Genomic DNA, 26,504 nt, shown 5'->3' on the forward strand with positions numbered 1-26,504 from the left:
AGACGGCTATACAGCAAAGGCAAGGCCCTCCGGCCCTGCCTTTTTATTTTGTACTATTATCTGCTTGCTTCACATATGTATCATTCCAAAGCTGGGCCTCGATATATCGGTTTTTGTGATCTAAATCTTTTAGGAAGGATGTGATATCGCTAGTCGTTTCATGGATGAACTGAAATAATGATTCTTTAGTAAAAGGGTTCATCCGGTCCGCGGAATCCATTATGGACATACTGTCGCCAAAGGTAAAGCTGATGTCGGCCGGGTCTATATCGTTCAACAGCAGCTTTGTTTGCAGCCCATGGTCGAACCACTGATGCAAATAGGTGCTTTCCCCCAGCACAAAATAAATCGGGTGTGCACTTTGCGGGTTCCCTCCTAAAGCTATAAATGAACTGTAGAGCCACTCTTCTGTGCGGATTCTTTTTTTGTAGTAACCGTCAAAGTCTTTGTCGCAAAACCGGCTAAATGAGGTGAATGAGCTGCCTGTATATTGTGAGAGTTCTTTTGCCAGCGAATAAGCATCGCTAACCGGAAGCTTGGTAAGGCTGTCTGCGGGGGAACATCTTTTATCGCAATAATTGGTTATGTACAGATTTTGGGACAACGCGCTCACTCCTAATCACATGTTATGCTGAGAGCCAACTGCATCATCTGATGGTTTTCCGTTTTCTTATCTTATTTAACTTTTATAAACAGTATAAGCGAGTTTCTCGTATAATGAAGTGAAATGTGCTTCTTTTGGAGTTGAGATTCAGAGGAGAAAGGCTGGAATCGGCATGGCAGCAAATTGGTGGCTTGCACTCATTATTATGGTTGTATTAAACGGAATATTGGTCTGGACTTTGTTTACAGGACTGGAGCCTATAAGCCGCAAGGCTAAAAAGTGGTTTTTTATCGTCGTGAATGGTATCGGGCTCATTCTGGCGGTTTCGCAATTTTTCTGGATGGATTTTTAGATGGAATTCGTTAAGCAAGACAGGTCAGCTGGTTCTTCGGAACGTGCTTCCTTGTCTTGCTTTTTTATTTATCATGGGTATATCGTATTTTGCCTAAGCAGGCGGGAAGTGCTATGGTTGAATTAACCTAGCTAAGGAGGTAATACAGATGAGCCAGAAGATTCCGGAGAAGAATTTGAACGATGGCCTGAAGGTGCCGGTTATAGGTTTTGGAACAGCTTTTATTAAGGGGGCAGAGGGAGTGAAGGTGCTCACTGCTGCCATTGATGCCGGGTACCGGCTGATTGATTCGGCGTTCAACTATGAGAATGAGGGCATGGTCGGACAAGCTGTCCGCCAGAGTGCGGTGCCGAGGGAAGAGCTACTGATTACTTCGAAACTGCCGGGCCGTCATCATGCCTATAAGGAAGCACTGGAGACGATAGAGGAATCATTATATAGAGGCGGCCTGGATTACTACGATCTGTATCTGATCCATTGGCCGAATCCTAAGACTGATAAGTATGTTGAAGCCTGGCAGGCGATGATCGAGGCGAAAAAGCGTGGCTATATCCGTTCCATCGGCGTCTGCAATTTCCTACCGGAGCATAATGAACGTATTATAAAAGAGACCGGGGTCGCCCCGAGCATCAACCAGGTGGAGCTGCATCCATTATTTAATCAGGAGCTGCAGCTTGCGAAGGATGCCGAACACGGCATTGTCACGGAATCCTGGAGTCCGCTGGGCCGCGGCCACAGCATGCTGGAGAATGAACAGATTGGCAGCATCGCTGCAGCTCATGGCAAATCACCGACACAAGCCATACTGCGCTGGCATATCCAGCTTGGCGCGATTCCTATCCCGAGAGCGAGTTCGCTTGCGCATCAGAAGGAGAACCTTGATATCTTTGATTTCGAGCTGTCAGAATCGGAGATGAAGGTAATCTCGGGACTTAGCAGGGAAGACGGCCGGCTGTGGGGGCAGGACCCGGCAACGTATGAAGAGATGTAAACAATAGAGTCAGCGGTACACCCAACACCCGGGAGGGTGTTTTTTTTATGTCTCTAACAGCGGGTGATGATCGGGGATTGCAAGAAAGTTGCTGATTCATGCAAGAAAACGAACAGATTCTGGTAACCGCAAGGTTTTGCTTATATTATGTGTCATGAGGGGGGAGACAACACGTGGAAATTATTTTTGAAGCGGATGGGAGCATAGGTCAAGGCATTGCAAAAGTGATCACCCATCCCGCGGAAACAGAACATTGGGGACAGATTAGGGAGGCCATACATCACTCCGGACACAAGCTTGTCGTCATCCATCCTAAAAACGACCGCAAGGTTCAGATTCTGCTCAGCTCCGTTGCTGTGATTGAATCCGAGGACCGGATGTGCAATGTACGTGTGATTACCGGTGAAAGATATCTGCTGAACAAGCGGTTGAAGGGGGTCGAGGACAGCCTGGAGTCGCCGCATTTTGTGAAAATCAATAATACTACGATCATTAACACCAGCTACATTAAGGAGTTTTCATCTACAGACAATGCACGGATCCAAGTAGTATTAACCGATGGTTCAGGCTATTTGGTCAGCCGCTTTTACATCAAAAACTTTAGGGGGAAGCTCTCATGATCAATCAATTAAAGCATTCGTTCTTTCAGGTATTTACAGTCACTTCATTATGGGTGACGCTGCTGTTAACTGTTTTTAACGGCGATGAGTTAATCAGCATGCAGTATTTGTGGCGGGTCGCGGGTATTGCAGTTATAGCGGCTGCGGTATTCGGGGTAATGTACGATGCGCTGTGGAATCATTTCACGTTCAGGCCGGTCTGGAACATTCTTATTTCGTCGATTCTCTCCATCACAGGCAGCACTGCGGCTGTCTGGCTATATTCAACCGAAATGTATGAGTTCATTCTCCCCTGGTGGCCCGGTATGCTGTTGTTGACAGTGGTGCTGCATACGATAGCTTTCTACTTTTATGCCAAAGCGGACAGCAGGAAGAAGGCGGAGGAGCTGAACCGGATTATAAAATAGGGTGAGGGGGCAGGGAGCAGCCTCCTCCAGCCGCAAGGACACTCCACTGGAGTGTCCTTTTACTGTAATTTCCGCGGGCGCCCGCTCTTCAGCCGCCGTGCAGTCTGCTCCTGCCTGGCAGGGAGCGCTGGCAGGGCGGGAGCGTTGCCGTTCATCTCCGGCAGCTGCTTCCAGTAGCGCTTCGGCATGAGGGATGCCCGCAGCCGGTCGTTCTTGCGCTCCTTGATTCCGATGGCGTTATAGAATCCTTGCCAGAGTCGGCGGTAGGCGGCTTCCGCTTCGTCCGGCTCGGGCGGAATCCATTCCTGCAGAGGGATGATGGCCTGCCGGCCGGGCTGGTGGAGGAGCGCCATCCCATGGGTCTTGTCGTAGATCATGAAGCTCTCATTCTGGAACCGGTCGCAGAAATGATCCTCAATGACGGGAAGGATATACCCCCGGGGTTCAATCACTGCCGCCATGACTGGACCATATACGCTGAACCGCACGAAGCCCAGATAATGATGCCCTTCCCGCCGGAGCTGCTGGACTGCCTTGTTCAGGGCGCTGACCGTATCGTCGGCCAGCATGTTCATGACCCGGCGGCCATGGGTAAAGCCGAGATACAGGAAGTTCAGCAGCAGCATTTCTTTATCCATGGCATTAGACCAGAAGCCGAGCCGCACCAGTTCCTCCGCCTCGGGAGAGATCTTCAGCGGGATGGAGCGCAGCACCCGGTCGGCTTTGACGCTGTCAGTTTCAATCCATTTGGACTCCAGCAGCAGCCCTTGCCCCTCTTCTAGAGAGTGGATGGCCAGCGGAGTTTCCTTCCACTCATAGCTCTCGAACACGCAGCAGAGCAGGCCCTCAAAGCTGCCGTCATAAGTATAGGCCAAGGCGGTTGTCTTGAACATGACGCCTAGACCCCTTTCCCGAAGGTGGCCGCTCTGCCTGCCTCCGGCAAGGCTGCCATATAGCTGTCGTCGAAGAAGGAGAGCTGCTCCACCTCCGGCTGCTGAAACTTGGCCAGCTCCTGCCCGGACATGAGCGAACGAAGCAGGGTATGCTCGCCCACCTTTAGCCCCTCCAGTGGTTTACCTTTGCAGGTAATGAAGAACTGGGCACGTTTGAGCACCACGCCGAGCTTCTTCAGTGCGTAGAAATCCAGGCTTCCGGCCCGGCGCGCCTTGAGAATCCGCTGGGCGCTTCTTACGCCGATGCCGGGCACGCGCAGCAGCGTCTCATAGGGAGCGCGGTTAATCTCCACCGGGAACTGCTCCCGGTGGTTGATGGCCCAGCTGCATTTCGGGTCCAGCAGCGGGTTGAAGTTGGGCGCGGCTTCATCCAGCAGCTCCTTAGCCTCAAAGCCGTAGAAACGCAGCAGCCAGTCCGCCTGATAGAGCCGGTGCTCCCGCAGCAGCGGCGGCTTCGTATCGAGTGCGGGCAGGAGCGAATCCTCGACCACGGGAGTATAGGCAGAGTAGAAAATACGCTTCAGCCCGTACTTCTTGTACAGGCCTTCCGTAAGGTTCAGAATCTGATAATCGGTATCCGGCGTGGCGCCGATAATCATCTGGGTGCTCTGCCCGGCAGGCGCGAAGCGGGGAGTGTGCTTGTATTTGACGAGATCCGAGCTGTTCTCGGTGATCTTATTTTTGATGAGGCCCATCGGCTTCAGTATGGATTGTTTGCTCTTGTCCGGAGCAAGCCGGTTGAGACTTTCCTGGGAGGGCAGCTCAATGTTGACGCTCATGCGGTCGGCAAGCAGGCCGAGCCGGGACAGCAGCACATCGTCAGCGCCGGGAATGGCTTTTACATGGATGTAACCTCTGAAATTGTATACGTTGCGCAGCAGCTCAAGGGCGGCAATCAGCTGCTCGGTGGTATAATCGGGACTCCGCATGATGCCGGAGCTGAGGAACAGGCCCTCTATGTAATTGCGGCGGTAGAACTGCATCGTAAGGTTGGCAATCTCCTCGGGTGTAAACGCAGCCCGCCGTGTAGGATTGGATTTGCGGTTCACGCAGTAGGCGCAGTCATAGATGCAGCCGTTAGTCATCAGTACCTTGAGCAGGGAAATGCAGCGTCCGTCTGCTGCGAAGCTGTGGCAGATGCCCATGCTGACCGCATTGCCGAGGCTTCCGGGCTGTCCCGAACGGCTTGCCCCGCTTGAGGTGCAGGCTACATCATATTTGGCCGAAGCTGTTAAAATTTCAAGTTTCTCCATCATATCCACGGAAACACACTCCTCATTAGGAGTAGTATATATCGAACAAATGTTCCTGTCAAAGTCATTCAGAGGCTTTGACAGGCACTTGCATCCTCTATCACGGGATATTAAGCATAGGCGCGGACTTCAATAATCTCTGCATAAGGGGAACCATTAGTTGCTGTAACGACTACCCTGACAGCCCGGGTCTCAAGCGGGGATTCCAGCAGATGAACCCGTTTCCGCTTCCGGTTGTTCTGCTCACTAAGCACGGTCACCCAGGTTCCCGTATCATCCAGCCCTTCGAGACGATAGCTGCGGACCAGTTCGGGAATCACTTCGAAAGGCGTCCGGTGATGATGCAGATTGATCAGATCCTCATTCACATCATCATTAAATATAAGCTGGATCTCCCGGATCTGCCGCTTCTCCGTCCATTCCAGGGCAAGCCAGGGCTCAGTATCCTGTTCAAGAGATTCCGAGAGCCAGAGATGCGGTCCGCCATACGGCCGCCGGTATCCGTCTATTACATGCTCCGGCCGGTAGGCGCTTGTAGGGAAGGAGGTACGCAGGCAAAAGACCTTGCGGACCAGGCGTTTGGTGCTCCATTCCACCACAGGCTGGCTGCTGTCGTGGTCTTCCAAATCCTTGGAGACCCCGGGAGCTGCCCCCCGCTCCAAGGCTAGCAGTCCGCTCAGCGGCTGACCGGTAAGATACAGCTGGATGGCAGGATTCCGGCGCACAATGACAAAGGCGTTTTGGGCTTCCGCCGGTATCCAGTCTAGGCTGACTGATACCCACTGTTTGTCCCCTGTACCTACAGATACTTCAGTCTCATATTCCAGCATAGCGGGCACGTAATTTTCCGGGCGGCCGGTGCTCCAGAGTTCAACCTTCAGCATCGTATCCTGTGCCGCATCCAGCAGCCATTCTATGGTACCGCTTATCCCCGGATCAGCGGGAAGCAGCATGGCAATATCATGCTCCAGGGGATACCTTTCCTCGCCTGTTCCGATGGAAATCCCGGACAGGAAGGAGGAGGCGGACACCTTGGCCTGGCGGGCCAGGTCGTCATCATCACAGTTGACCAGGCCGAGCACCGAAGCATCCTGCTTCAGCAGCATTTGCTGCAGGGTAGGAGTATGCTCCCGCGACAGCTCTGCGGGCGTTAGGCCCTTCTCCACACAAAGTGCTGCGGCTGTTCCGGCTGCCTCGCCCATGATGGCGCAGGTAGCCATGACTCTCGTAGTCCCAAACGCGACATGGGTCGCGCTAATGTTGCGCCCTGCAAACAGCAGATTGGACACATTGACCGAATACAGGCTGCGCAGAGGGATATGGTAGTTGCCGTCGGCATGCATATGCTTCGAGCCGCTGGCTGCCGCATACATTCCTTGCGGCGGATGCAGATCAATCGACCAGCCGCCGAAGGCTACCCGGTCCTCAAACAGCTTCTGGCTGATAATATCATTCTGGGTCAGCGTATATTCTCCGGTGAAGCGGCGGTATTCCCGCTTGCCAGGCTGGGAGCCGACCCATTCAAGGGTCATGTTCTCTGCATCGAATTGGCCGGAATTCTTGATGTAATCCCAGATTCCGTAGATGACAGCCCAGAGCTCATCACGGATCCGTTCATTGTCGTGTACGATATCCAGCTCCCCGCCCCATTCGATCCACCAGTAATGGCAGCCCGAATCGCCGCTGCGGATAATCCGCTTCATCGGGATGTTCGTCTGAGAAATATCCTTGGCAAAGGATGGAGGAACGAATCTCACAGGGTAGCCGGCATCCTTGGTATAGAAGAGCAGCGTACTGCCGAGTGTAATGTCGTCAGCTGTCTCCGGTGCCCATTCTTCATTATATTCATGCCGCGCCTCCCGGCCGATTCGGAACTTGGCCCCGGCCAGAAATCCGATCAGGCCATCGCCTGTACAATCGAGGAAGACGGGACTCTCAAAGCGGATTCTCCGCTCCGAGCCCATCATCCAGCCGGTAACCGCTTGGATCTGCCGCGCGTCTTCTTCGCCTCCGGCCTCTACTTCATGCACATCCGTATTGAGGTAGAGTGTAATATTGGGTTCGGCGAGGACAGTTTCCAGAATCACCAGATCCCACAGATAAGGATTGCCGTCCGGATTGCGGTACTGGTTCTCCACGAACAGCTCGCCCATGATTCCAGTCTCCCGGGCATAGCGGTTCGTGCCGTGGGCGGTTGCCCCGCATACCCATACCCGCACCTCACTGCTGGAATTGCCGCCCAGAACGGGACGGTTCTGAATGAGTGCCACCTTCTTGCCGAGGCGGGCGGCGGCAACGGCGGCACATACCCCTGCCAGTCCTCCGCCCACTACGGTAACGTCACTGCGCACATGCTCCATTTTCATAACGGTTTCGTACTCCCTTCATGCAGGTTGATTAGCCTTTGACTGCCGAGCTTGCCACACCTTCAATAATATATTTCTGGCCGATCAGGAAGACGAGGATCATCGGGATAATACCGGCGGTCGCTGCCGCCATCATTCCGTTGTAGTCCACGTTATTCTCAAGAATGAAATTCTGCAGGCCAAGCGGAACGGTGAACAGATCATGGTCGATCAGAAAGACGAGCGCATTCTCATAGTCATTCCAGTGCCACGAGAAGTCGATGATCGCCAGGGTAGCCAGCGAAGGCTTCGCCATCGGCAGGATAATCCGCGAGAAGATCCGGAAATGGCCGGCGCCGTCGATGAAAGCCGCTTCAGAAATTTCCTGGGGTACGGAGAGGAAAAACTGCCGCATCATAAATACCCCGAAGATGGTGAACATCCCGGGCAGAATAAGCGCCCAGTGAGTGTTGTAAATCCCGGCCCACTCGAACATGATAAATTTGGGCACAAACAGCACCTGAGGGGGAACCATCATCATAGATAAATACACTAGGAACATTGGGTTCCGCCCTTTGAACTCTATTCTGGAAAATCCATAGGCGGCTAACGCGGACAGGCAGATAGCGCCTACGGTGCTGAGCACCGCAACCTTCAGTGAATTCAGGTAATACAGCACAAAGCTGTTGTCCCCCGTCCAGACCTTCACATGATGGCTCCAATTGAAATGAGCGGGAATCCACCGGATCGGATACTGGAATACTTCCGCCGGGGTTTTAAAGGAAGTACTGATCATCCACAGAAAAGGTACGATCATCACGATGCTGAAGAACAGCATAATCAGCGTGGCGATACTTCTATTGATTACGGTTTTGTTCAATGCTCTCAGCTCCTTAGTAGTGAACCCAGCGTTTCTGGCCCAGCCATTGAATGACGGTGAAAATCATTATAATCAGGAACAGGGCCCAGGATATGGCGGAAGCATAGCCCATTTCGTAATAGCGGAAGGCATTCTGGTAAATGAACAGGGATAACACGGTCGTGCTGTTCCCCGGTCCGCCCTGGGTGATCGCCTGAATGATCCCGAACTGTTTAATCGTCATAATCAGCCCGGTAATCAGCAGCAGAAACGTCGTTGGACTGACCAGCGGCCATAGGATACTGCGGACGGTCTGCCAGGTTCGGGCTCCGTCAATCTTGGCGGCTTCCAATAGTTCGGTGGATACTTCCTGCAGGGCAGCCAGATAGATGATCATGTTATAGCCGAGCATAAACCAGATCCAGATGATGTCGATGGCATACATTGAGGAATCCATCGTGGATAACCAGCCCGGAGGATTCGTTATGCCGATGGAGCGCAATATGCCGTTAATCGGCCCGTTATTCGGCTGAAACAGCAGCATCCAGACGAAGGCTACGGCGACCCCGCTTGTAATGTAAGGCATGAAGTATAAGGCGCGGAGCAGCTTTTTCAAATACACGGAGCGGTTTAAAATCACGGCCACAATGAACGCCAGCCCGATGGAGACAGGCACAGAGAGCAGAAACAGCAGCGTATTCTGGATTGCCGTATAAAAGATGTCATCGCCCAGCATTCTTTGAATGTTGGCCATGCCGGTAAATTTGGTATTTGGACTCATGAATTTGTAATCCGTGAACATGAGGTAGAACGAATAGACGGCTGGTATTATAAAAAATAAAATCACGCCAATCATATTTGGCCCGATAAAAAGATAGCCCAGATACTGCTGCCGTTTCATCCAAGATGCCTTCACATAGCCCCACTCCTTTTGGTCTTTTGTTTGCACCTCAAGCATATCAAGCGGGCGGAGGAGGGATAAGGAACAAAACCAACGACTTCATGCTACAGAAATATACATTTTCCCAAGCAGACAAGCCGTTTCTTCGTAGTTTTGTTCTATGCAAAAAGGGATGCCCCGTTAGGACCGCAACGGCCCCTGGAACATCCCTATGGAAGGAGATTTGAAAACTTGAGATAAGGAAAGGAGTGCCGGAGGGGAATTTTGGAACTGTAGGAGCGTAGCGACCGCCTTTGTCTGCGGATTTCTACCGCTAATAGCGGCTAAAATCAAGAAATCTGCAGACAACAGCGGCCGGAAGTCCAAATATTCTCTGTAGGTGCGACTGATCCTTTAATCTAAAAACCTTAAGTTCATTCTATATACATACTGATTGGCTGCTGCTTGCCTTTGTTCGCCAGTCTGAACTGGCTTGGCGTCTGCGAGGTGAGGCGCTTGAATATTTTGATGAAGTAATTATCGTTGACGAATCCGACCCGGTTTCCGATCTCGTATACGGGCATGTCGGAATGAAGAAGATACTCTATCGCCTGATTTACGCGGATTTGGTGCAGGTAATGGATCAGGGTCTGCCCGGTTTTCTTTTTGAATAGCGTACTGACATAATTCTCGGCCATCATGACATACTGGGACATCGACTTTACGGTAATATCCTGATCATAGTTGGCATGCAGGTACTGCAGAATCTTCTGGATTTCCGGATGAGAGGTGACCTCTTCAGGAAGCGGGGGCGGCAGCTCAGCGGACATGCTCCGGGTATCCCTGCCGCCGGCCGGACTTGCCTTCGGCAGTTCCTTGCTGATCTTCTGCAGCGTCTCGCGCAGCGAGTTTACACTCATGGACAGCTTCAAAATATAGTTGGAGGCACCGTACTCCATCGCCTGTCTGACATATTCGAAATCGCTCATACAGGTAAGCATCACAAAACGGGAGGTGTAGCCTTCTTCCCGGGTTCTTCGGAGCAGCTCCACACCATCCATTTCCGGCATGATGATATCGCTGATGACCAGGTCAGGCGTATCCTGCCGGATCATGCCCAGCGCTTCTGCACCATTTCCTGCTTCTCCGCTGACGGTAAAGCCCAGCTCTTCCCAGGCGATGATCTCCCGTACCGATTCCCGCACAAATACCTCATCCTCGACCAGCAGTACTTTCCACATGCAGATAACCTCCCGGGTGTACATAATATTAAGCCGGATGCCCACTTTCATATGGTGTCGACAACAGAAACGGAATCGTGAACCGGACCATTACGCCTTCACTGGAGGAGAGAACATCAAGCGCCCCTTCCCCGCGGAACAGCAGGCGGAGCCGTTCTTTAATATTGCTTAATCCGATGCCGGGGCGCTTGCGCGGTGCCCGGTTCTTGCCGGCCTGCTCCATGCCGATTCCGTTGTCCTTAATCTCAACAATCAGTTTAGGCCCATCGCGCCGTAATGAAATTTGGATGAGCCCGTTACCCGGCAGTGCGGTAACCCCGTGAACAATGGCATTTTCCACGAGAGGCTGGAGACTCAGCTTGGGCACAAGCGCATACAGGATGTCTTCCTCATAATCATAGGTCACGTCGAATTTATGGCGGTAGCGAAACTGCTGAATATGAACGTAGGCCTGCACCAGCTCGAGCTCATCCTTCAGATGAATCAGATCCTTGTCAGTATTCAAGCTGGCTTCCAGCAGCCTGCCGAGGGAGAGGGTCATGTTCGTAATGTCCTCATTATTCTCGCGGATCGCCATCCATTTGATCGTATTCAGCGTATTCAGCAGAAAATGGGGGTTCGTCTGGGCGAGCAGCATTTGAAAATGCACAGCTTCCTTTTGGCGTTCCTCCGTCTTCAGCTTCTGAATCAGCAGGTTGGTATCATCAAGCATCGTATTGAAGCTCCGGGTCAAATCGAGAATTTCACCGCTGAATTTATGCTCCGGCAGGCGGATTTTCAGGTTTTTTTGCACGGCCGCTTTCATTTTATTCTGTAAATGGGACAAGGGACGGGTAATAGTCGTAGAGATGACCAGGGTGATCATCAGAAAGATTCCCGTCAGGGCGAAGAAGGTAAGGAAGTACCGCTGTTTCAGCCCTTCGATCTCAACAAACAGCACAGACAGGGGAATGCGGTTGACAATATACCAGTCCAGGGACAATCAGGGAATTTGAAGCCTTGTCGATAAAATACTGCTGCCCGGGATGTTCGGTGATCTGGGCCTTGACTTCCTCCGAGAGCAGGCTGTCCGGGACAGACTGGGAGATATTTTCCCCGGAGCGGGTGATCACGAAGTACTGCTGCTGCAGATCAGACTGCTTGTGAATGGAACGCAGCCAATAGGAATAGTCGATGCTGATCCGGGCCATTCCGTAGGTCTGATTCTGCGTGTCCTCCAAATAAGCGTAAAGGGACAGCAGATAGGCGCTTGTAGATACATCCCGTAACACATAATTAGCGTCACTCGAAACCCAGTGGTAAGAGCTTGTATTCATCAGGCTTCTGTTAAAGCCGGGATTGTTGCGCAGGTCCTTATAAATGAGAGCGTCCTTTGGCGGATAGGAGGTGTATACGCTTTCATTTAGGTCCAGAATCATAAAATACACCGAAGGATTATAGAGAAAGAAGCTGTTGTTCAAATTTTTGAAGATGTTCTCCATCAGCCGTTTGTTCTCCAGCACATTGCGCTGTTCGGGATGAATCAGCACCGACTTTACCGTGTCGTCCTGCTGCAGAAAGATGAGGGTTTTAAAAGCGATACTGATCTGATCCTCGAGTGTGCGGTACATCTGCTCCAGCTGGTAATGGCTCTGCTGGCTGATTTTTTTCTGGACCAGGGTTTCGATGCGCTGGAAATTATACAGATTCAGGGCACCAAAGGGCAGCAGAATCAAGCATACAAAAGCAGTAAACAGACGGTATTTCAACTTCTGAGGAACCAGAAAACGGATTAGTCTGGACACCCGGACACGACCCCCCATGCACTGTAGTGTGATAAACGGTTCAAGGGTATGCTTTGCTTCAAATTATACCATATTAACAAATCCGTACAGCCGTTATTTAAAATTGCATGGTTTTGTTGCAGAAACGGTTCCCAAACGGAGAAAAAGCAGAGATATGTTCTATCGGTGCGTGTTGACAAATAAAAAAAGCGGGCATAGCCCGCTCTTCTTATTTGTTCTGTTTCAAAAAGTCATTATGCCGGCTTACCATGGCATTAATGGTCTGATCAAGTGACTGCGAGCCGAGGAAATATTTCTCATATTCCTGGGAGCGCAGATCCATAACCTCCTGCGGCAGGCTGCGTACATAAGTCGGTGTAGCATTGTCGAACATGACGTACATCAGGGAATCAAGATCATAGGTATCGCTTTTTTCACCTAAGAGGCTTTTCAATGCTTCGTCCTGGTTGGCATCCTTGGATGCCGGCAGTCTTCCGCCCGCGGCCATAGGCGCCATGCCTCCGTCGGCATACCACTTCAGGAATTCCCAGGCGGCTTCCTGATGTTTGGATTTGGCATTGATGGAGATATAGTCACCCAGACCCCCGCGGGTCACATAATGGTCGGCATTGTCGGCAAGCCGGGGGACAGGGGCGAAGGCGATTTTGAAATCACGGGGGAAGTCCGTGAAGTTGTTGGAGCTTCTCAGCAGCCATGCCCCGATGTTGAGCATAGGCACCTCACCGCTTAGAAAGACCTGCTCAACCGGCATTTTAGAAGTTAGTTGCTCGCCGAGCGGCGGTGTGGTCTTATCGTCCACCATCATCGCATTCAGCGTTTCCAGCCATTTTTTCACGAGGGGATGATCCAGATTGGAGCTGCCGTCCGCCTTGGTGTAGCCTTCCTGGGACAGCACGGAATCAATAGGATCGACATAAGGCTCCATATTCTGAATGAATCCGTAGCCCGAACCGGTTCGGAGCTTCTTCGCATATTCGCGCAGCTCATCCCAGGTCCAATCCTTCGGGACCGGCAGATTCGCGGCGTCTAACGCATCTTTGTTGAGTGCAATGAAGTACGAGCTTTTCGTTGTAGGGACACCGTAGTACTTGCCGTCAATTTTCCAGCTGTCTGCATCCGCACCCATTTTATCATCGATATTGTAATCACTGAATTGGCTCAGATCGAGCGCCAGATTGGACTCTACCCGTTTAGCAGCGTGGGAGATGGTATAGTTCACGAATAAATCTACATCCTGCCCCGTAATCATTGCAGTATCGAGCTTGAGGTTCCCGTCATCATCATTCACGAAGCGGACATATTCCACCTGAATCTCAGGATGCTCCTTGTTCCAATTATCAATAACCTCCTGCGGACCAGACTCCGGCGGCACGCCGCCCCACATTTTGAGTGTAACCGTATCTTTTGATTTGCCGGAACCGGTGCTGCTGCCAGCGCTTTCATTATTTGAGGCGGATGAATTGCTGCCGTTGCCGGAACATCCCGCAAGCAGCCCCATGAGCACAACCAGCGATGTGAATCCGGTGAGCCAACGTTTCTTTTTCATAAGCGACAACCTCCCTGTGCGAACCTTATATTGTCGTTGCAAATCAAGAATAGCAGATCAGGAAAATCGTCAGAAGGAACAAAATAACGGAGAATATGGAACATAACTTTTCAATTTGCAGGCCGGACTCCGCGGGAATACATTAAAACGTTCTATTTCATCTTCGTCATGCAGAGCCGTGCAGCAAAAATGTAACCGCATACCTGCTTATGCTATAATAACAGTTAATAGAGATAGAATGAGCATCCTAAGCTGTGCAAAAATAGACTGGGAGTGTTGCATTAATGAGAGGATATAATATCATGCGGCCGATTATGCTGATTTTGGTCGCACTGGTGACGAGGACCCTGGTAAATACGATATGCCTTATGTTTGGGATGACGCCGGAATCAGCAGGCAGTGTGGCGATGATCGGGATGATTATTGCTGCGCTGATTATGTACAACCGGATGATGAAGAGCCGCCGCAAATAAGCGCGTATAGTCTGGATGCCATTTACAGGCCCGCTCTCCGAGCGGGCCTTAGCCGGTTTTATGAAGAAACTTTGCAGTAATCCTAGCAAACCTTTGATTCTTGTAAGGGGATTCTTTATAGTAGGAGGTATGCATAGGTTCGGGGAAAATTAGAATTTTCGGGAGGGCTGTACCGCCTTTCTATAGAACCTGCAATGGATAGCGACATGAGAAACGGGAGGAAGCAAATTGAGCACAGATAAGATTGGAATTCCATTAGAAGGCTTTGCTGAGTTTAGCAGAGTAGTCGCTGCAGAAGGCGCAGTCCTGTTGAAAAATGAAGGAAATGTACTGCCGCTTCGCAAGAACGAAACCGCTTCAGTTTTTGGCAGAACCCAAGTGAACTATTACCGAAGCGGTACCGGATCCGGCGGAAGTGTGCATGTCGCCTATACGACCAATCTGCTGGACGGGCTCCGCAGTAAAAAGAATATTAAGGTCAATGAGGAGCTGGCGGCGGTCTATGAGCAGTGGATCGGGCAGAATCCGTTTGACAATGGCGGAGGCGGCTGGGCAGCAGAGCCTTGGCACCAGAAGGAAATGCCGCTGTCTGATGAGCTGGTGCAGCAGGCCAGAAGCCGGTCGGATAAGGCCATCATCGTCATCGGACGCACAGCCGGAGAAGACCAGGATAATGCCGACGAGCCGGGCAGTTACCAGCTGAACGATGAAGAAAAAGCGATGCTGAAGCAGGTTACGGCGCATTTCGAGCAAACCATAGTCGTGCTGAACGTGTCAAACATTATCGATATGAGCTGGCTGAACGATGAAAGCTATGCCAACCCGATTCCTTGTGTTATTTATTCCTGGCAGGGCGGTATGGAAGGCGGAAATGCGATTGCCGACGTGCTGGCCGGAGACGTTACGCCAAGCGGCAAGCTGACCGATACAATTGCTTATTCCATCGGGGATTATCCGTCGACGGTTAATTACGGCAATGAGTTCACCAACCTGTATCAGGAAGACATCTATGTGGGCTACCGTTATTTTGAAACGTTCTGCCCGGAGAAGGTTCAATATGAATTTGGTTACGGGCTGTCGTACACAACCTTCAGCGTGGAGCCGGAAGAAGCGAAGCTGTCGGCCAAAGACGGTAAGACTTATGCGTCGGTTGACGTAACCGTAACCAATACCGGCAGTGAGTATGCCGGAAAAGAAGTTGTACAGGTCTATTATGAAGCGCCGCAGGGCAAGCTGGGCCAACCGGTCAAAGCGCTGGCGGCCTTCGGCAAGACCGGACTGCTTCAGCCGGGCCAATCTGAGCGGCTTACCCTCAGCTTCGACCTCCATTCCATGGCTTCTTATGATGACGCCGGTGTGACGGGACATCCGTCCGCGTATGTGCTGGAAGCCGGAACCTACCGTCTATATGCGGGAACCAGCGTGAAGAAGGTACAGGCCGTTGCCGTTGAAGGACAAGAAGGCTATGTTCTGGAGATGCTTGAAGTGGTGGAGCAGCTGCAGGAGGCAATGGCGCCGACCCAGAGCTTTACAAGAATGATGCCGGGAGCCCGCAAGGCAGACGGCACGTATGAACTGGCTTATGTGGAAGCGCCGAAGCGGAAGGTCGATATGGCGAAACGCATTGAGACTAATATGCCGCAGACCTTGCCGCAGACCGGCGATCAAGGCTATAAGCTGCGCGATGTGCAGGAAGGCAAAGCCAGCATGGAGGCATTCATCGCCCAGCTAAGTGATGAGGATCTGGCTGCGCTGGTGAGAGGCGAAGGCATGAGCAGTCCGCTCGTTACACCGGGTACGGCCTCGGCCTTCGGCGGCGTGAGCGATCAGCTGTTCAGCTACGGAATTCCGGTGGCCTGTACGTCGGATGGCCCCTCCGGTATCCGTATGGACAGCGGGCAGAAGGCTACCCAGGTAGCGATCGGTACGCTGCTTGCAGCAACCTGGAATGCGGAGCTGGTCGAAGAGCTGTACGTCATGGAAGGCCAGGAACTGCTGAGAAACAACATCGACACCCTGCTGGGACCGGGTCTTAACATCCGCCGCAGCCCGCTGAACGGGCGGAACTTTGAGTATTTCTCAGAAGATCCGCTAATCTCCGGCGTATTCGCTGCTGCCTGCACCCGCGGGATCCATACAGGAGGCTCCAACGCTACACTGAAGCATTTTGCCTGCAACAACCAGGAAAAATACCGCAGCAAGGTTGATGCGGTGGTGTCTGAACGCGCGCTGCGCGAGATTTATCTGAAGGGCTTCGAAATCGCCGTCAAAGAGGGCGGCGCGAACTCGATCATGACCTCGTACAACCCGGTGAACGGTCACTGGGCGGCATCCAACTATGACCTCAACACCACGATCCTGCGCGGGGAATGGGGCTTCAAAGGCATTGTGATGACCGACTGGTGGGCGGTTATGAACGATGTTGTTCATGGAGGGGCTCCAGACCGCAAGTTTACGAACTGGATGGTCCGCGCCCAGAATGACCTGTACATGGTGGTCAGTAACTATGGTGCAGAGACCAATGCCTATGGCGATAATACAATCGAATCCCTGGCGGACGGTACGCTTACCCGTGGTGAGCTGCAGCGCAATGCCATCAATATCTGCGAGTTTATTATGCAGGCACCGGTGTTCTCCAGAGATCAGGTGATTGAAGAGACTGTAGAAGCTTTCACCGCTAATCCCGCACTATCAGACGAGCAGGCACAATCAGTGTCCGGGCAAGGACAGATTAAGCTGGCGCCTGAGGGAGTGACACTCATGAAGGTTGAAGAGGCCGGTGTGTACCGGCTCTTCGCCCGCGTGATGTCTCCGGACACGGAGCTGGCGCAGAGCGCCTGCAACGTGACCCTTAACGGCCAGGTGCTGACAACCGTTCAAACAAACGGGACGGATGGCAATTGGATTCAGCTGAAGCTCGTTAAGGCTGAGCTGGAAGCAGGCCTGTATGAAATGAAGTTCGAGCATATTAAGCCGGGTATGCAGATTGAATGGATTGAATTCAAGCAAGTGTAGGTTAGCATAATAATAACAGTCTCCAATAAAAGGACTGTTCCAAACCGCCGGTGTCATGGCGGACGGAACAGTCCTTTTGATGTTATTTACCCATGAGTCCTTTAAGCCCTTCCATAAACGGCCGGATCTGCTTGATCATGCCGTAGCCCATCTTCACAACAGGCATTGCCCGCTGAATCATCCCGAAGAAGCGCAGCCCGCCGCCCATGATGCCGCCCAGGCCCGCTCCCCCGGCGCCCCCGGCTCCGCCAGCCCCGCCCAAGCCGCCAAACAGCGGGCCCAGAAGCGGCATAAACGCGGACACTTCCGCCCGCTCTGCGCGGGAGGGTGTTCTTCCCGATTTGGAACGGGTACGCGGCACGGCGGAGAGGATCACAGCCTCCTTTTCACATCCGGTTATCCATCCTACGTACGTCTGGCCGTTTTGCAGCGTAATGCAGACCTTGCGGCCTTTCAGCTGTTTAGCCTGCTTACGGACTTTTGCTGAATTTCCCATCAAGGATCACCTCGCCTTCCTATTTACTTCTATAGTACACAGGGAATTGCAGACGGCTTGTGCTATCCGGACTAAAAAATGGATTCGGTCTGTTCACAATTAACAGTTGAGAAATAAGCGCAGGATAGGGTAGTATAGCAGTATATTATTTATATTTATGAATTGATTTATATTTATGTTAAATAAATGACAGGGAGAGACCATAATGACGAATTTCCGCGATCAGATCATTGCCCATTACAAGTTTGAGGATGCAGCACATACCGGTAAAGACAGCTCCGGTCAAGGGCGGGACGGAGTGGCTTCCGGCCAAACGGCACCAGCAGTCTCTGAGGTAAACGGCCGGATGGCTGTAACGTTTGCGGGAGGGGCCAGCGGTACTTCCTACGTCCAGCTGCCTGCTGATCTGCTTAAGGATGTAAGCGACAACACGGGCGTGACTGTAGCGGCGTGGGTCCTCTTCGGCAAAGGCGCGAATGTCTGGGAGCGTATTTTTGACTTTGGCAAGGGGGAAGCAGGACCTTATCTGTTCCTGACCCGCAACCTGCGCGGGACGCTGTCAGCCGGAGGCGATCTGGTTGTTGATCCGGGCAGGGGCTTCGCCGGAGGCGAGTGGATGCATATTGCCCTGTCTGTGCTCGGAACTCAAGGCGGCACCTTAAGCAGCGCAGGTCCTGTGGTGTATGTGAACGGGGAAGCGGTAGCCGACGGCTCGATCAGCCAGACTTCCAGCGGCAACTACGCCCAGCTGCGCAGATGGTTCGAGTCGTTTACGGATGCAGGTAATTATTGCCGGAACTTTATTGGCCGTTCACAGTATGAGGCCGATGCTGATTTTGCCGGATCGCTCTCCGATCTGCGGATTTATAAGGCCGGGCTGTCGATGGACGAGGTTATTGAAGTGATGTGCGAATCCCTTACGGATGAAGAGATCGTGAAGCTGGCCAGAGACAAGTATTTGTCGTTCCCGACCTCAATTGTTACGGAAGACCTGACTTTGCCGTCAGCGCTGATGGGCGGAAAAGTAAACGTAACCTGGGCATCGAGCCAGCCTGCTGTGTTGTCTAATCAGGGGCAGATTCAGCAGATAGACGCGGCTCAGGCCGTAACCATTACTGCTGGTTTAAGCAGAGGTGCAGTTTCGATTGAGAAAAGCTTTGCCGTCTCCGTGCTTCCACAGCATCTGCCGCCTTACACGCTGACCATCCATGGCAATCAGGAAGTGCTGGATGTCAGCGAAGTGATGTACGGCCTGTTCTATGAGGATATTAATAATGCGGCGGATGGCGGAATCTATGCAGAGCTGGTGCAGAACCGTTCATTCGAATCCTTTGCCTTCGATACCTACTCCCATGCCTCCGGCGAATGCGGCTGCTCCACCGGACGGAACCGGGAGCCGCTCTTTGCGTGGTCCGGCGATACAGACAAGATGGCTCCGCAGCATCACGGCGGACTAAATGAATTCTTCGGGATTACTGACAAGGACGTCAATTCCTATTATGTGACGGTGGCTGATGGCGCGACGATCCGCAACCGCGGATTTGCCGATTCCAACCAGCACTGCGCGATGTCGGTCAAGACGGGTGAGAAGTATGATTTCACGATCTGGGCAAAGGCGGAGTCAGCGGGCATCATTACACTCCAGCTTCAAGATACAGACGGCGCTGCAATCAGTGATTCAGTTACCGTAGAAGTAGAAGGCGGGAACACTTGGAAGAAATACGGGGTAGCGCCGGGGATCGTATTAACGGGCTCTTCTACAGTTCTGGGCCAGCTGGCGCTGACCTTCGGCGGTGAGATCTCCATCGATATGGTCTCGCTCATGCCGCGTGATGTATGGGGTGCAGGGGAAGAACCCCGTTCGCAGTCCGCCCATTCCAACTATCAGGGCAACCCGAACTACAGGCTGAGAAAAGATCTGGTGAACGCGCTTGTCGATATGTATCCGAAGTTCCTGCGCTTCCCGGGCGGCTGTATTTCCGAGGGTTCCTTCATCTGGGAGAACGTCTACGACTGGAAGGATTCCATCGGCGACATTGAGCTGCGTAAGGAGAATTTTAACGTCTGGGGCTACATGATGACCATGGGTCTGGGCTATATGGAATATTTCCAGCTGGCTGAAGACCTGAATGCTACTCCGCTTCCGGTAATGGCCTGCGGCGTGCTGTGCCAGGCCCGTTCCGACTATGCCCACCCTGCAGGCGGGGAGCTCCGCGATTACTATATCAAAAACTTTACCGATCTGATTGATTTCGCCATCAGTATGGACTTTGAGCACAATGAGTGGGCGGCCATGCGCCGGAAAATGGGCCATGAAGCTCCGTTTGACCTGCATTACCTGGGCGTCGGCAATGAGAACTGGGGGACGGAATTTTTCGCTAACTTCGAAGTATTCAAGACCTCTATTGATGCTTACATGGAACGGAATTATCCGGGCTATACGCTGCACATTATCTCTACAGTCGGTGCACAGGCGGATGACGATGCCTATCAGCAGGGCTGGAAATTCCTCAGCGGTAATCTGAACGGTTCGGCGGAGGTCGCTTTTGCCGACGGGCAGAAGGTTATCCAAGAAACGGTGACCTGGTACAAGGATCAGCCGAACTACATGGATACCATTGCAGACGAGCACTATTACCGTTCCAATGAGTACCTGCTCAAGAACGCGGACCGGTATAACTACTACTATAGAGCTTATCAGGCAGATGGCAGTCTAGACTGGAAGGAAACCTCCAAGGTATTTGTCGGAGAATATGCTTCCACGGATAAAAATACGCTGGCCGGCGCAGTCGCCGAGGCTGCGGTCATGACGGGCTTTGAGAATAACGCTGACGTCGTGCTGCTGGCCGCTTATGCGCCGCTGTTCAACAAAGTGCTGACGGACGGAACGTACCGCTGGACACCGGACTGCATCTGGTTTGATGATGAGACCGTCTGGTTCACGCCGAACTATTATGTGCAGCAGCTCTACGCCAAATATCTGGGCAATAAAGTACTGGCAACCTCTTTCTCCACGTATAAAAACGGCAAGCCTACAGCGCTGATCCCGCACGGCGGGATTGAAATTGCCGCAGGCATTGCTGAGGTGCTGGTGAAACGTGTGACTGTAACCTCTAACAAGGACGGCAGTATACTGCTTGAGCAAGACTTCACCCGGGAACTGAATCCGGCTTGGCAGGTCATCCCGGGTTCTGCAGGCAGCTCGCTGCAAGCCGGCGAAGGTCTTGTGCTGAAGGCGCAAAGCGGCGGCCGGAACGGTCTGTACCTCCTGAACGACAGCTGGAGTGACTATACAGTGGAGGTTGTTGCCTCGAAGGCAGCGGGCGAAGACGGTTTCTACGTAGGTGTGGGGTTAACGGATATTTCAGCAGAACATAAAAATGTCCTCGAATACGCCATCGGCTACGGCGGCAATGCTACCGGCGTCAAGGTATTCAAGGATGGTGTAGAGGCTTATACACTCGGGGATTACTCCTCCAGTACGGCGGCGGGCAACCTGAGAGCGGCCAGTTATGAATCGCTCGCAGACAATACAGATTACACGATTACTGTGAATTATGGTGGTGTGAACGGGAACAATCTGATCTGTTCATATACAGACGGCAAGTCATCGAGCAAGGTTCTCGATTACAAGCTTGAGGCTTACAACAGTGAAGTGTTCCACTCGGTCACCAAGGATGCAGAGCATGTGTACGTGAAGCTGGTTAACCCGGATGCTGTCGCGAAGGCGACGGAGCTGAAGCTTCAGGAGCTGAACATAGAAGCGGATGCGAAGCTGATTACGTTAACCGGCGAAGCTCCGCTGGTTCATGTACCTAACGTCAATCAGAAGAACAATGAAAGAATTGTCCCGCAGGAGCGCGGAATATCACTCGCGAAGGATACAGTCATTCTTAACCTGCCGGCGAACTCAGTCAATGTGCTGGTGCTGGAGTTGAAGGCGTAAGGCATAAATGATCCATAAGCTTTAGTATATCAGGCGGCCTCTTCGGGGCCGCCATTTCTCTTAGGTTGGCCCAAAATTTTCCGCCCGTTTCTATGACAATGCACATGGAGTTCAGGAGGTTGGCCTGGCATGTGTGTTTATTCCGTTAAATGTCTATACATTCCGGGCGGAATCGTCGATATTAGTAAAGAGAGATATTACGCTGCTCGTCAGATTTACTATTTTTGAAATCGACTTCCTAGGAGATTTATCATGAAGCTGCGGACCAAGATTGTACTGTTTATTATAACTATTTCTTTGCTCGCCCTCGCCTCTACATATGTGATTTCGCAGGAGATTTTTCTGGACCGGTTCACGGAGTTAGACCAGGAAGCGCTGGAAGGGCGCATGTCCGATATCATCCAGACCTACGAATCGGAGCTACGGGGTATGAACGAGACGATGCTCAATTATTCGGCATGGGATGAAACCTATGATTATGTCTCCTCCCGAACCTCCGGGGACCTGCAGAATCCCTATATTCTCAGCAATTATGATGAGGGGACTTTTCAGAGCAACCGGTTTGATCTTATGGCACTGATCAACGGGAGCGGCAGTCCCGTCTATAGCGGCTTATATGATTACAGCGGGAAGACGATAGCACCGGTAACGCCGGAAATCGTCAGTCTTTTTGGAGATATCCGGGAACAGCTGGATCATCTTACGAGGCCAGAGGACCGTTTTGCCGGATTGGTCATCTTGCATGACGGGCCCATGCTGATTACCTTACAGCCCGTTCTCCATAATGATATGACAGGTCCCGTCGCCGGGATGGCGGTGGCCGGCCGGAAGCTGGACGATACAGAGATCAGCCGGCTCGGAGCCCTTAGTCCGTCCGGTATAACCGTAGAGAAGGCCTCGGGTGACCTGCTGAAGGAGAGCCAGGGGCAGAACATATGGGTGAGTTATTTACCCGATAACCGGCTGGAGGGCCATGCCGTTATCTACGATCTGTTCGGCAATCCGGGAATCGTGATTTCCATAGAGCAGCCGCGCCATATTTATGAAGTCGGGGAAAAAGCGATGGCTAATTTCACGCTGTTCTTCGTAATCTCTACCCTGGGTATATGCGTGCTCAGCCTGCTGTTCGTGAAACGTACCATTCTGTCCCGGATGGCAGCGCTGGTGCGTGGCATCCGGAGTATCGGCAAAAGCCGTGATCTGTCGATCCGTCTCGATATCAGGAGACGGGATGAACTCAGTGAGGTAGAAGTGGAGTTCAACCGCATGATTTCCTCGCTCGAAAGCGCACAGGAGGAGCTGCACCGGCAGGCTATGGTCGACCCGTTAACCCAGCTGCCGAACCGCGCATTCTTTTTTGAGACGCTAAACCGGATTATTCAGAAGGCCGAACTCCAGGGCCGGCAGATTGTTCTGCTGTTCATCGACCTTGATCACTTCAAAGCAGTCAATGATACCTGGGGGCATGACTTTGGGGATGCGGTCCTCAAGCAGATCGCCGACCGGCTAGCCGGCGCTGTCGGACCGGATGATCTGGTGTCACGGCTTGGCGGGGATGAGTTCACGATTCTTCTCTCCCGTTTTTCCGGCACAGAGGATATTCAGGCCCGGATCGCCAAAATCCAGCAGGTGCTGGCTGAACCGCATACGCTGAACGGCCAGTTATTTCATAGTACGGCGAGCATCGGAGTCAGCATCTATCCGCAGAATGGTGAGGACGCCGAACTACTCGTCAAGGCAGCCGATTTGGCGATGTTCCAGGTCAAGGAGAACGGACGGAACAATATATTCCGCTATTCGGAAAGGCTGGAAGAGGCCTTTAGCCGCAAAAAAGTGATCGGGAGACAGCTTCGCTCCGCCGTCGACAACGGCGAGCTGGAAATGCATTATCAGCCGATACTCTCGGCATCGAAGCTTGATATCGTCAAGGTTGAGGCGTTGCTACGCTGGAAAAACCCAACGTTCGGCCCGGTGTCACCCGCCGAGTTCATTCCGCTGGCGGAAGCCGGCGGATCGATCCTCGGTATCGGCAACTGGGTGCTCCGCAAGGTCTGTGCAGACCTGCGCAGCTTCCGGGACCAAGGCATTCGGCTGAAGGCAGCCGTCAATATCTCGGGCCTGCAGCTTATGCAGCCCGGTCTGCCGGAGCAATTGAAGGAGGCGCTGGCAGACAACGGGCTTACAGCAGATAGCCTGGAGCTGGAAATTACCGAGACGATGCTGATGTCGGACGAATCCATCATCACCTCTCTCGCAAATCTTCGCAGCATGGGCTTTAGCATTTCGCTCGATGATTTTGGCACCGGCTTCTCGTCGCTGAGCTACCTGCGGACCTTCCCGGTAGATATTATCAAGATTGACCGCTCCTTCGTATCGGGTATTCAGCCAGGGGCTTCCGACGATACACTGGTCCGCGCAATCATCGAACTCAGCCACAACCTCGGACTGCGTGTTGTTTCCGAAGGCGTGGAACTGAAGGAACAGTTTGACCTGCTGTGCAATCTTGGCAGCGATGAGCTTCAAGGCTACTTCATCAGCAGACCGCTGCCGGCCCCGTCCCTGGTAGATTATATTATGAGCTATGCATCAGCTGCCCCCACGAGGGAGTGATATATAACAGGGCGGTAGAGGGATTGTAATTGAGATCCAATCTGCGTCCGGTGAAGAAGCCTGGCGCTGGGCAGGAGGAAGCAGCGGGTTAAGCTTTAAGGGGTTTAGATATGAACTAAATACCGCACAAAGGAAAGGGATGTCCCATAAGCCGTAAGATGGCTGCCTGGAACATCCCTTTTGTCCCGGAATCTGCTGCACGAAATAAGCAGAAGGTCATTTACCTTGAAATACGGAGCCTTTCTATTGCAGGAAATGCAATCATTAATCGTCCGTCATCTGATATGAAAGGTACAAGTTTCAAGTTCAACCTCTACTATTCTCTTTATACTCCAGCAGCCGCCCGGCCAGCTCATCCCCCCGGCGTTCGAGCGCGGCCACGGTCTGCAGAAGCTCCGCCTGCTGCTCCCGCTGGCTCTGGTCCCACAGCTGCTTCGGGGAAGCCTGGGCCTGCTGCAGGGCGGCCGGTTCCTTCATATGGCTGAAGAAATGATCGAGCAGGGTGTATATCTGTTCATATACGGTGGTCATTTCGCCTAAGATCGCGTAAGCGGCCGGGTTCTGTAAAAGCGGCAGCGAGGCTTGCAAGTAGGCGGCAGCGCTTCTCCGCGCATCGTTCAGAGCCATCAGGCAGAAGTGATTCACGCTGTAGCGGCGTGTAAACGTATCCGTATCAGCTGCCTGGTACCAGGCGTGATCAAGAAGGCCCTCCGTCCAGGCTGCCAAAGCGCTGTATCCCAGCCGATAGCCATGATTCTCTCCAGCCTGCATAGAGTCCAGCTTCACCTGGAGGGAGGCATACAGACTGTCCAGCGCCGACCGGATCGGGCCATGCCTTTCGATATAGAGCAGCTTATAAGGCCAATGGTCTACGTACAAATACCCTTTGCTGACCTCCATAGCTTCCCGGAATTCCGGATCCTCCTGCAGCTCACTAAAGGTCTCGTCATCAAAATAGCTGCGGCACAGCAGGGTGCTGCCGTTATCGAGATATCCCGTTATGACTCCCCACTCGGGGGCGACTCTTAGATTTAGGGCAACCGGCAGGTGATGCTTATGGAGGCTCTCCATGATTTGCAGCTTCTCCCGTCTGCGTTCCTCAGGTGTAAGCCGGTTCGCCCAGCTGGCCTTAAGCCCATAAGCGCTGAAGGCTGGTGCGGCATAGTCATAGGCGACGAGGGCGTCTGCTGAGCTGTAGTCCCATACCGGGGCAAAAGCCACCCGCCAGCAGGCTCCTGAAACTCCCATAACCTCCTCATAGCGGGTATCTACACCCATAGCGGACAGTGAGGTATAAAGCGCCCCTGCCCACGAGCAATCCATTCCCTTTCCAAAACCAAGGCGTCCTGCGTTCTCTGCGATGTAATGCTGACGGGAAGACCCGCCCGCAAAAAGCCTCATCCGGTCAGGGCTGTAGTGGACCTGTTCCCCCTCCATACAGCTGAGCGCATGAATTCCGTCTGCATTCAGGTAGACGAGCAGCAGATACTCGTTGCCCTCATGCCCCATTCCGCTAGGGAAAAGCTCCTGATCTATCGTAAAATGCGGCCACTGAAAATAAGCGTAGTGCTTCATCTTCCCCAGCACATCCCGGCTGGCATGTTCATTGCCGTAAGCGGCATGAACAATCTCCAGCTCGCTTTTGCCAAGAGTATAGCCTTTCGAATGTACGTCGATCGCCAGGTGCTGATCCTTCAGCACGTAGGTGGAGTAGATACCGGCGGGCGTCTCGTATTTGACGATAAGCAGCTTGCAGCGGTCGCTATGAATGGACTGCGGGAAGATCTGATCGCTGATGGCCAGAGTCAGTTTACTGCCGGTAATGAATTGGTTAACAAAATGAGTGACATCCTGCTGTTCGTATCCGTCGGTGTACACCGCTGACAGAACCGTGAGCTCCTGCGGCAACAGAATGCTGTCGATCGAATGGCCCAGAATGCCGGAGAGCAGCGGCAGGGTAGCCGTTTCAGGCAGCGATTTGCCGGTTTCCCACTTGGACACCGCCTGGGCACTGACATGCAGCTGCTCCGCTAACTGCTCCTGCGACAATTTCTTTTCCCGGCGGAGCATGGCGATCCGCTTGCCTACTTTTTCACTGCTGATCATATTGTTCTTCTCCCGAATTTGAA

Annotated in this window: 20 protein-coding genes; 8 read left to right on the top strand and 12 right to left on the bottom strand. The window is 52.6% G+C overall.

The genetic code is table 11. From position 1 onward, the window contains the following. Positions 1–43: 43 nt before the first annotated feature. Positions 44–604 (bottom strand): hypothetical protein, encoded by a 561-nt coding sequence (locus tag JRJ22_RS01170; RefSeq protein ID WP_206102777.1) that lies wholly within the window; start codon positions 602–604, stop codon positions 44–46. A gap of 172 nt (positions 605–776) precedes the next feature. On the opposite strand from JRJ22_RS01170, the gene JRJ22_RS01175 reads away from it, so the two are divergent. The 4 genes from JRJ22_RS01175 (at position 777) to JRJ22_RS01190 (ending at position 2,974) form a co-directional block, all read left to right on the top strand. Further along, positions 777–956 carry a hypothetical protein gene (locus JRJ22_RS01175; RefSeq protein WP_206102778.1) on the top strand — a complete coding sequence of 60 codons (180 nt, stop codon included), beginning with the start codon at positions 777–779 and terminating at the stop codon, positions 954–956. A 148-nt stretch (positions 957–1,104) separates the two neighbouring features. After that, complete coding sequence (locus JRJ22_RS01180) at positions 1,105–1,947, top strand: aldo/keto reductase (protein WP_206102779.1); 843 nt, start codon at positions 1,105–1,107, stop codon at positions 1,945–1,947. A 173-nt stretch (positions 1,948–2,120) separates the two neighbouring features. Then, a complete protein-coding gene (locus JRJ22_RS01185; protein WP_206102780.1) occupies positions 2,121–2,567 on the top strand; it encodes a LytTR family DNA-binding domain-containing protein in 447 nt (148 codons plus the stop codon). Further along, entirely contained in the window at positions 2,564–2,974 is a 411-nt protein-coding gene (locus JRJ22_RS01190) for a hypothetical protein (RefSeq protein WP_206102781.1), read from the top strand. The genes JRJ22_RS01185 and JRJ22_RS01190 overlap by 4 nt, the downstream gene beginning before the upstream one ends. Positions 2,975–3,033: 59 nt before the next feature. Here JRJ22_RS01190 and JRJ22_RS01195 read toward each other — a convergent pair whose 3' ends face one another. The 9 genes from JRJ22_RS01195 to JRJ22_RS01230 form a co-directional block, all read right to left on the bottom strand. Further along, on the bottom strand, positions 3,034–3,867 hold the full coding sequence (locus tag JRJ22_RS01195; protein ID WP_206102782.1) for a TIGR03915 family putative DNA repair protein: 834 nt from the start codon (positions 3,865–3,867) through the stop codon (positions 3,034–3,036). Between the two features lie 5 nt (positions 3,868–3,872). Continuing rightward, positions 3,873–5,183, bottom strand: coding sequence for a putative DNA modification/repair radical SAM protein (locus JRJ22_RS01200; protein ID WP_232381143.1), 1,311 nt, complete (start codon positions 5,181–5,183; stop codon positions 3,873–3,875). A 107-nt stretch (positions 5,184–5,290) separates the two neighbouring features. Continuing rightward, entirely contained in the window at positions 5,291–7,546 is a 2,256-nt protein-coding gene (locus JRJ22_RS01205) for an FAD-dependent oxidoreductase (protein WP_206102784.1), read from the bottom strand. Positions 7,547–7,577: 31 nt separating this feature from the next. Next, positions 7,578–8,363 (bottom strand): carbohydrate ABC transporter permease, encoded by a 786-nt coding sequence (locus JRJ22_RS01210; protein WP_206104930.1) that lies wholly within the window; start codon positions 8,361–8,363, stop codon positions 7,578–7,580. Between the two features lie 55 nt (positions 8,364–8,418). Further along, a complete protein-coding gene (locus JRJ22_RS01215; protein ID WP_206102785.1) occupies positions 8,419–9,300 on the bottom strand; it encodes a carbohydrate ABC transporter permease in 882 nt (293 codons plus the stop codon). A 398-nt stretch (positions 9,301–9,698) separates the two neighbouring features. Continuing rightward, positions 9,699–10,505: a response regulator gene (locus JRJ22_RS01220; RefSeq protein WP_206102786.1), complete on the bottom strand. Its 807-nt coding sequence runs from the start codon at positions 10,503–10,505 to the stop codon at positions 9,699–9,701. Positions 10,506–10,533: 28 nt separating this feature from the next. Beyond that, positions 10,534–11,487 carry a sensor histidine kinase gene (locus JRJ22_RS29055; RefSeq protein WP_232381000.1) on the bottom strand — a complete coding sequence of 318 codons (954 nt, stop codon included), beginning with the start codon at positions 11,485–11,487 and terminating at the stop codon, positions 10,534–10,536. Next, positions 11,432–12,289: a hypothetical protein gene (locus JRJ22_RS29060; RefSeq protein WP_232381001.1), complete on the bottom strand. Its 858-nt coding sequence runs from the start codon at positions 12,287–12,289 to the stop codon at positions 11,432–11,434. The genes JRJ22_RS29055 and JRJ22_RS29060 overlap by 56 nt, the downstream gene beginning before the upstream one ends. A 208-nt stretch (positions 12,290–12,497) precedes the next feature. Continuing rightward, positions 12,498–13,835, bottom strand: a complete 1,338-nt coding sequence (locus JRJ22_RS01230; RefSeq protein ID WP_206102787.1) for an ABC transporter substrate-binding protein — start codon at positions 13,833–13,835, stop codon at positions 12,498–12,500. A 284-nt stretch (positions 13,836–14,119) separates the two neighbouring features. On the opposite strand from JRJ22_RS01230, the gene JRJ22_RS01235 reads away from it, so the two are divergent. Both JRJ22_RS01235 and JRJ22_RS01240 read left to right on the top strand, forming a co-directional pair. Next, positions 14,120–14,308 carry a hypothetical protein gene (locus JRJ22_RS01235; RefSeq protein ID WP_206102788.1) on the top strand — a complete coding sequence of 63 codons (189 nt, stop codon included), beginning with the start codon at positions 14,120–14,122 and terminating at the stop codon, positions 14,306–14,308. A 228-nt stretch (positions 14,309–14,536) separates the two neighbouring features. Continuing rightward, positions 14,537–17,323: a glycoside hydrolase family 3 C-terminal domain-containing protein gene (locus JRJ22_RS01240; protein ID WP_206102789.1), complete on the top strand. Its 2,787-nt coding sequence runs from the start codon at positions 14,537–14,539 to the stop codon at positions 17,321–17,323. An 82-nt stretch (positions 17,324–17,405) separates the two neighbouring features. Here the strand turns inward: JRJ22_RS01240 and JRJ22_RS01245 are convergent, their stop codons facing one another. Further along, positions 17,406–17,819, bottom strand: coding sequence for a hypothetical protein (locus tag JRJ22_RS01245; protein WP_206102790.1), 414 nt, complete (start codon positions 17,817–17,819; stop codon positions 17,406–17,408). A 205-nt stretch (positions 17,820–18,024) separates the two neighbouring features. Between JRJ22_RS01245 and JRJ22_RS01250 the strand changes: the two genes are divergently transcribed. Next, on the top strand, positions 18,025–21,765 hold the full coding sequence (locus tag JRJ22_RS01250; RefSeq protein ID WP_206102791.1) for an alpha-L-arabinofuranosidase C-terminal domain-containing protein: 3,741 nt from the start codon (positions 18,025–18,027) through the stop codon (positions 21,763–21,765). Positions 21,766–22,017: 252 nt separating this feature from the next. Next, positions 22,018–24,375: a bifunctional diguanylate cyclase/phosphodiesterase gene (locus JRJ22_RS01255; RefSeq protein WP_206102792.1), complete on the top strand. Its 2,358-nt coding sequence runs from the start codon at positions 22,018–22,020 to the stop codon at positions 24,373–24,375. A 306-nt stretch (positions 24,376–24,681) separates the two neighbouring features. Here JRJ22_RS01255 and JRJ22_RS01260 read toward each other — a convergent pair whose 3' ends face one another. Further along, positions 24,682–26,481, bottom strand: coding sequence for a helix-turn-helix domain-containing protein (locus JRJ22_RS01260; RefSeq protein ID WP_206102793.1), 1,800 nt, complete (start codon positions 26,479–26,481; stop codon positions 24,682–24,684). Between the last annotated feature and the right edge of the window lie 23 nt (positions 26,482–26,504).

It is taken from the genome of Paenibacillus tianjinensis (assembly GCF_017086365.1).
GTDB classification, from domain to species: domain Bacteria; phylum Bacillota; class Bacilli; order Paenibacillales; family Paenibacillaceae; genus Paenibacillus_AQ; species Paenibacillus_AQ tianjinensis.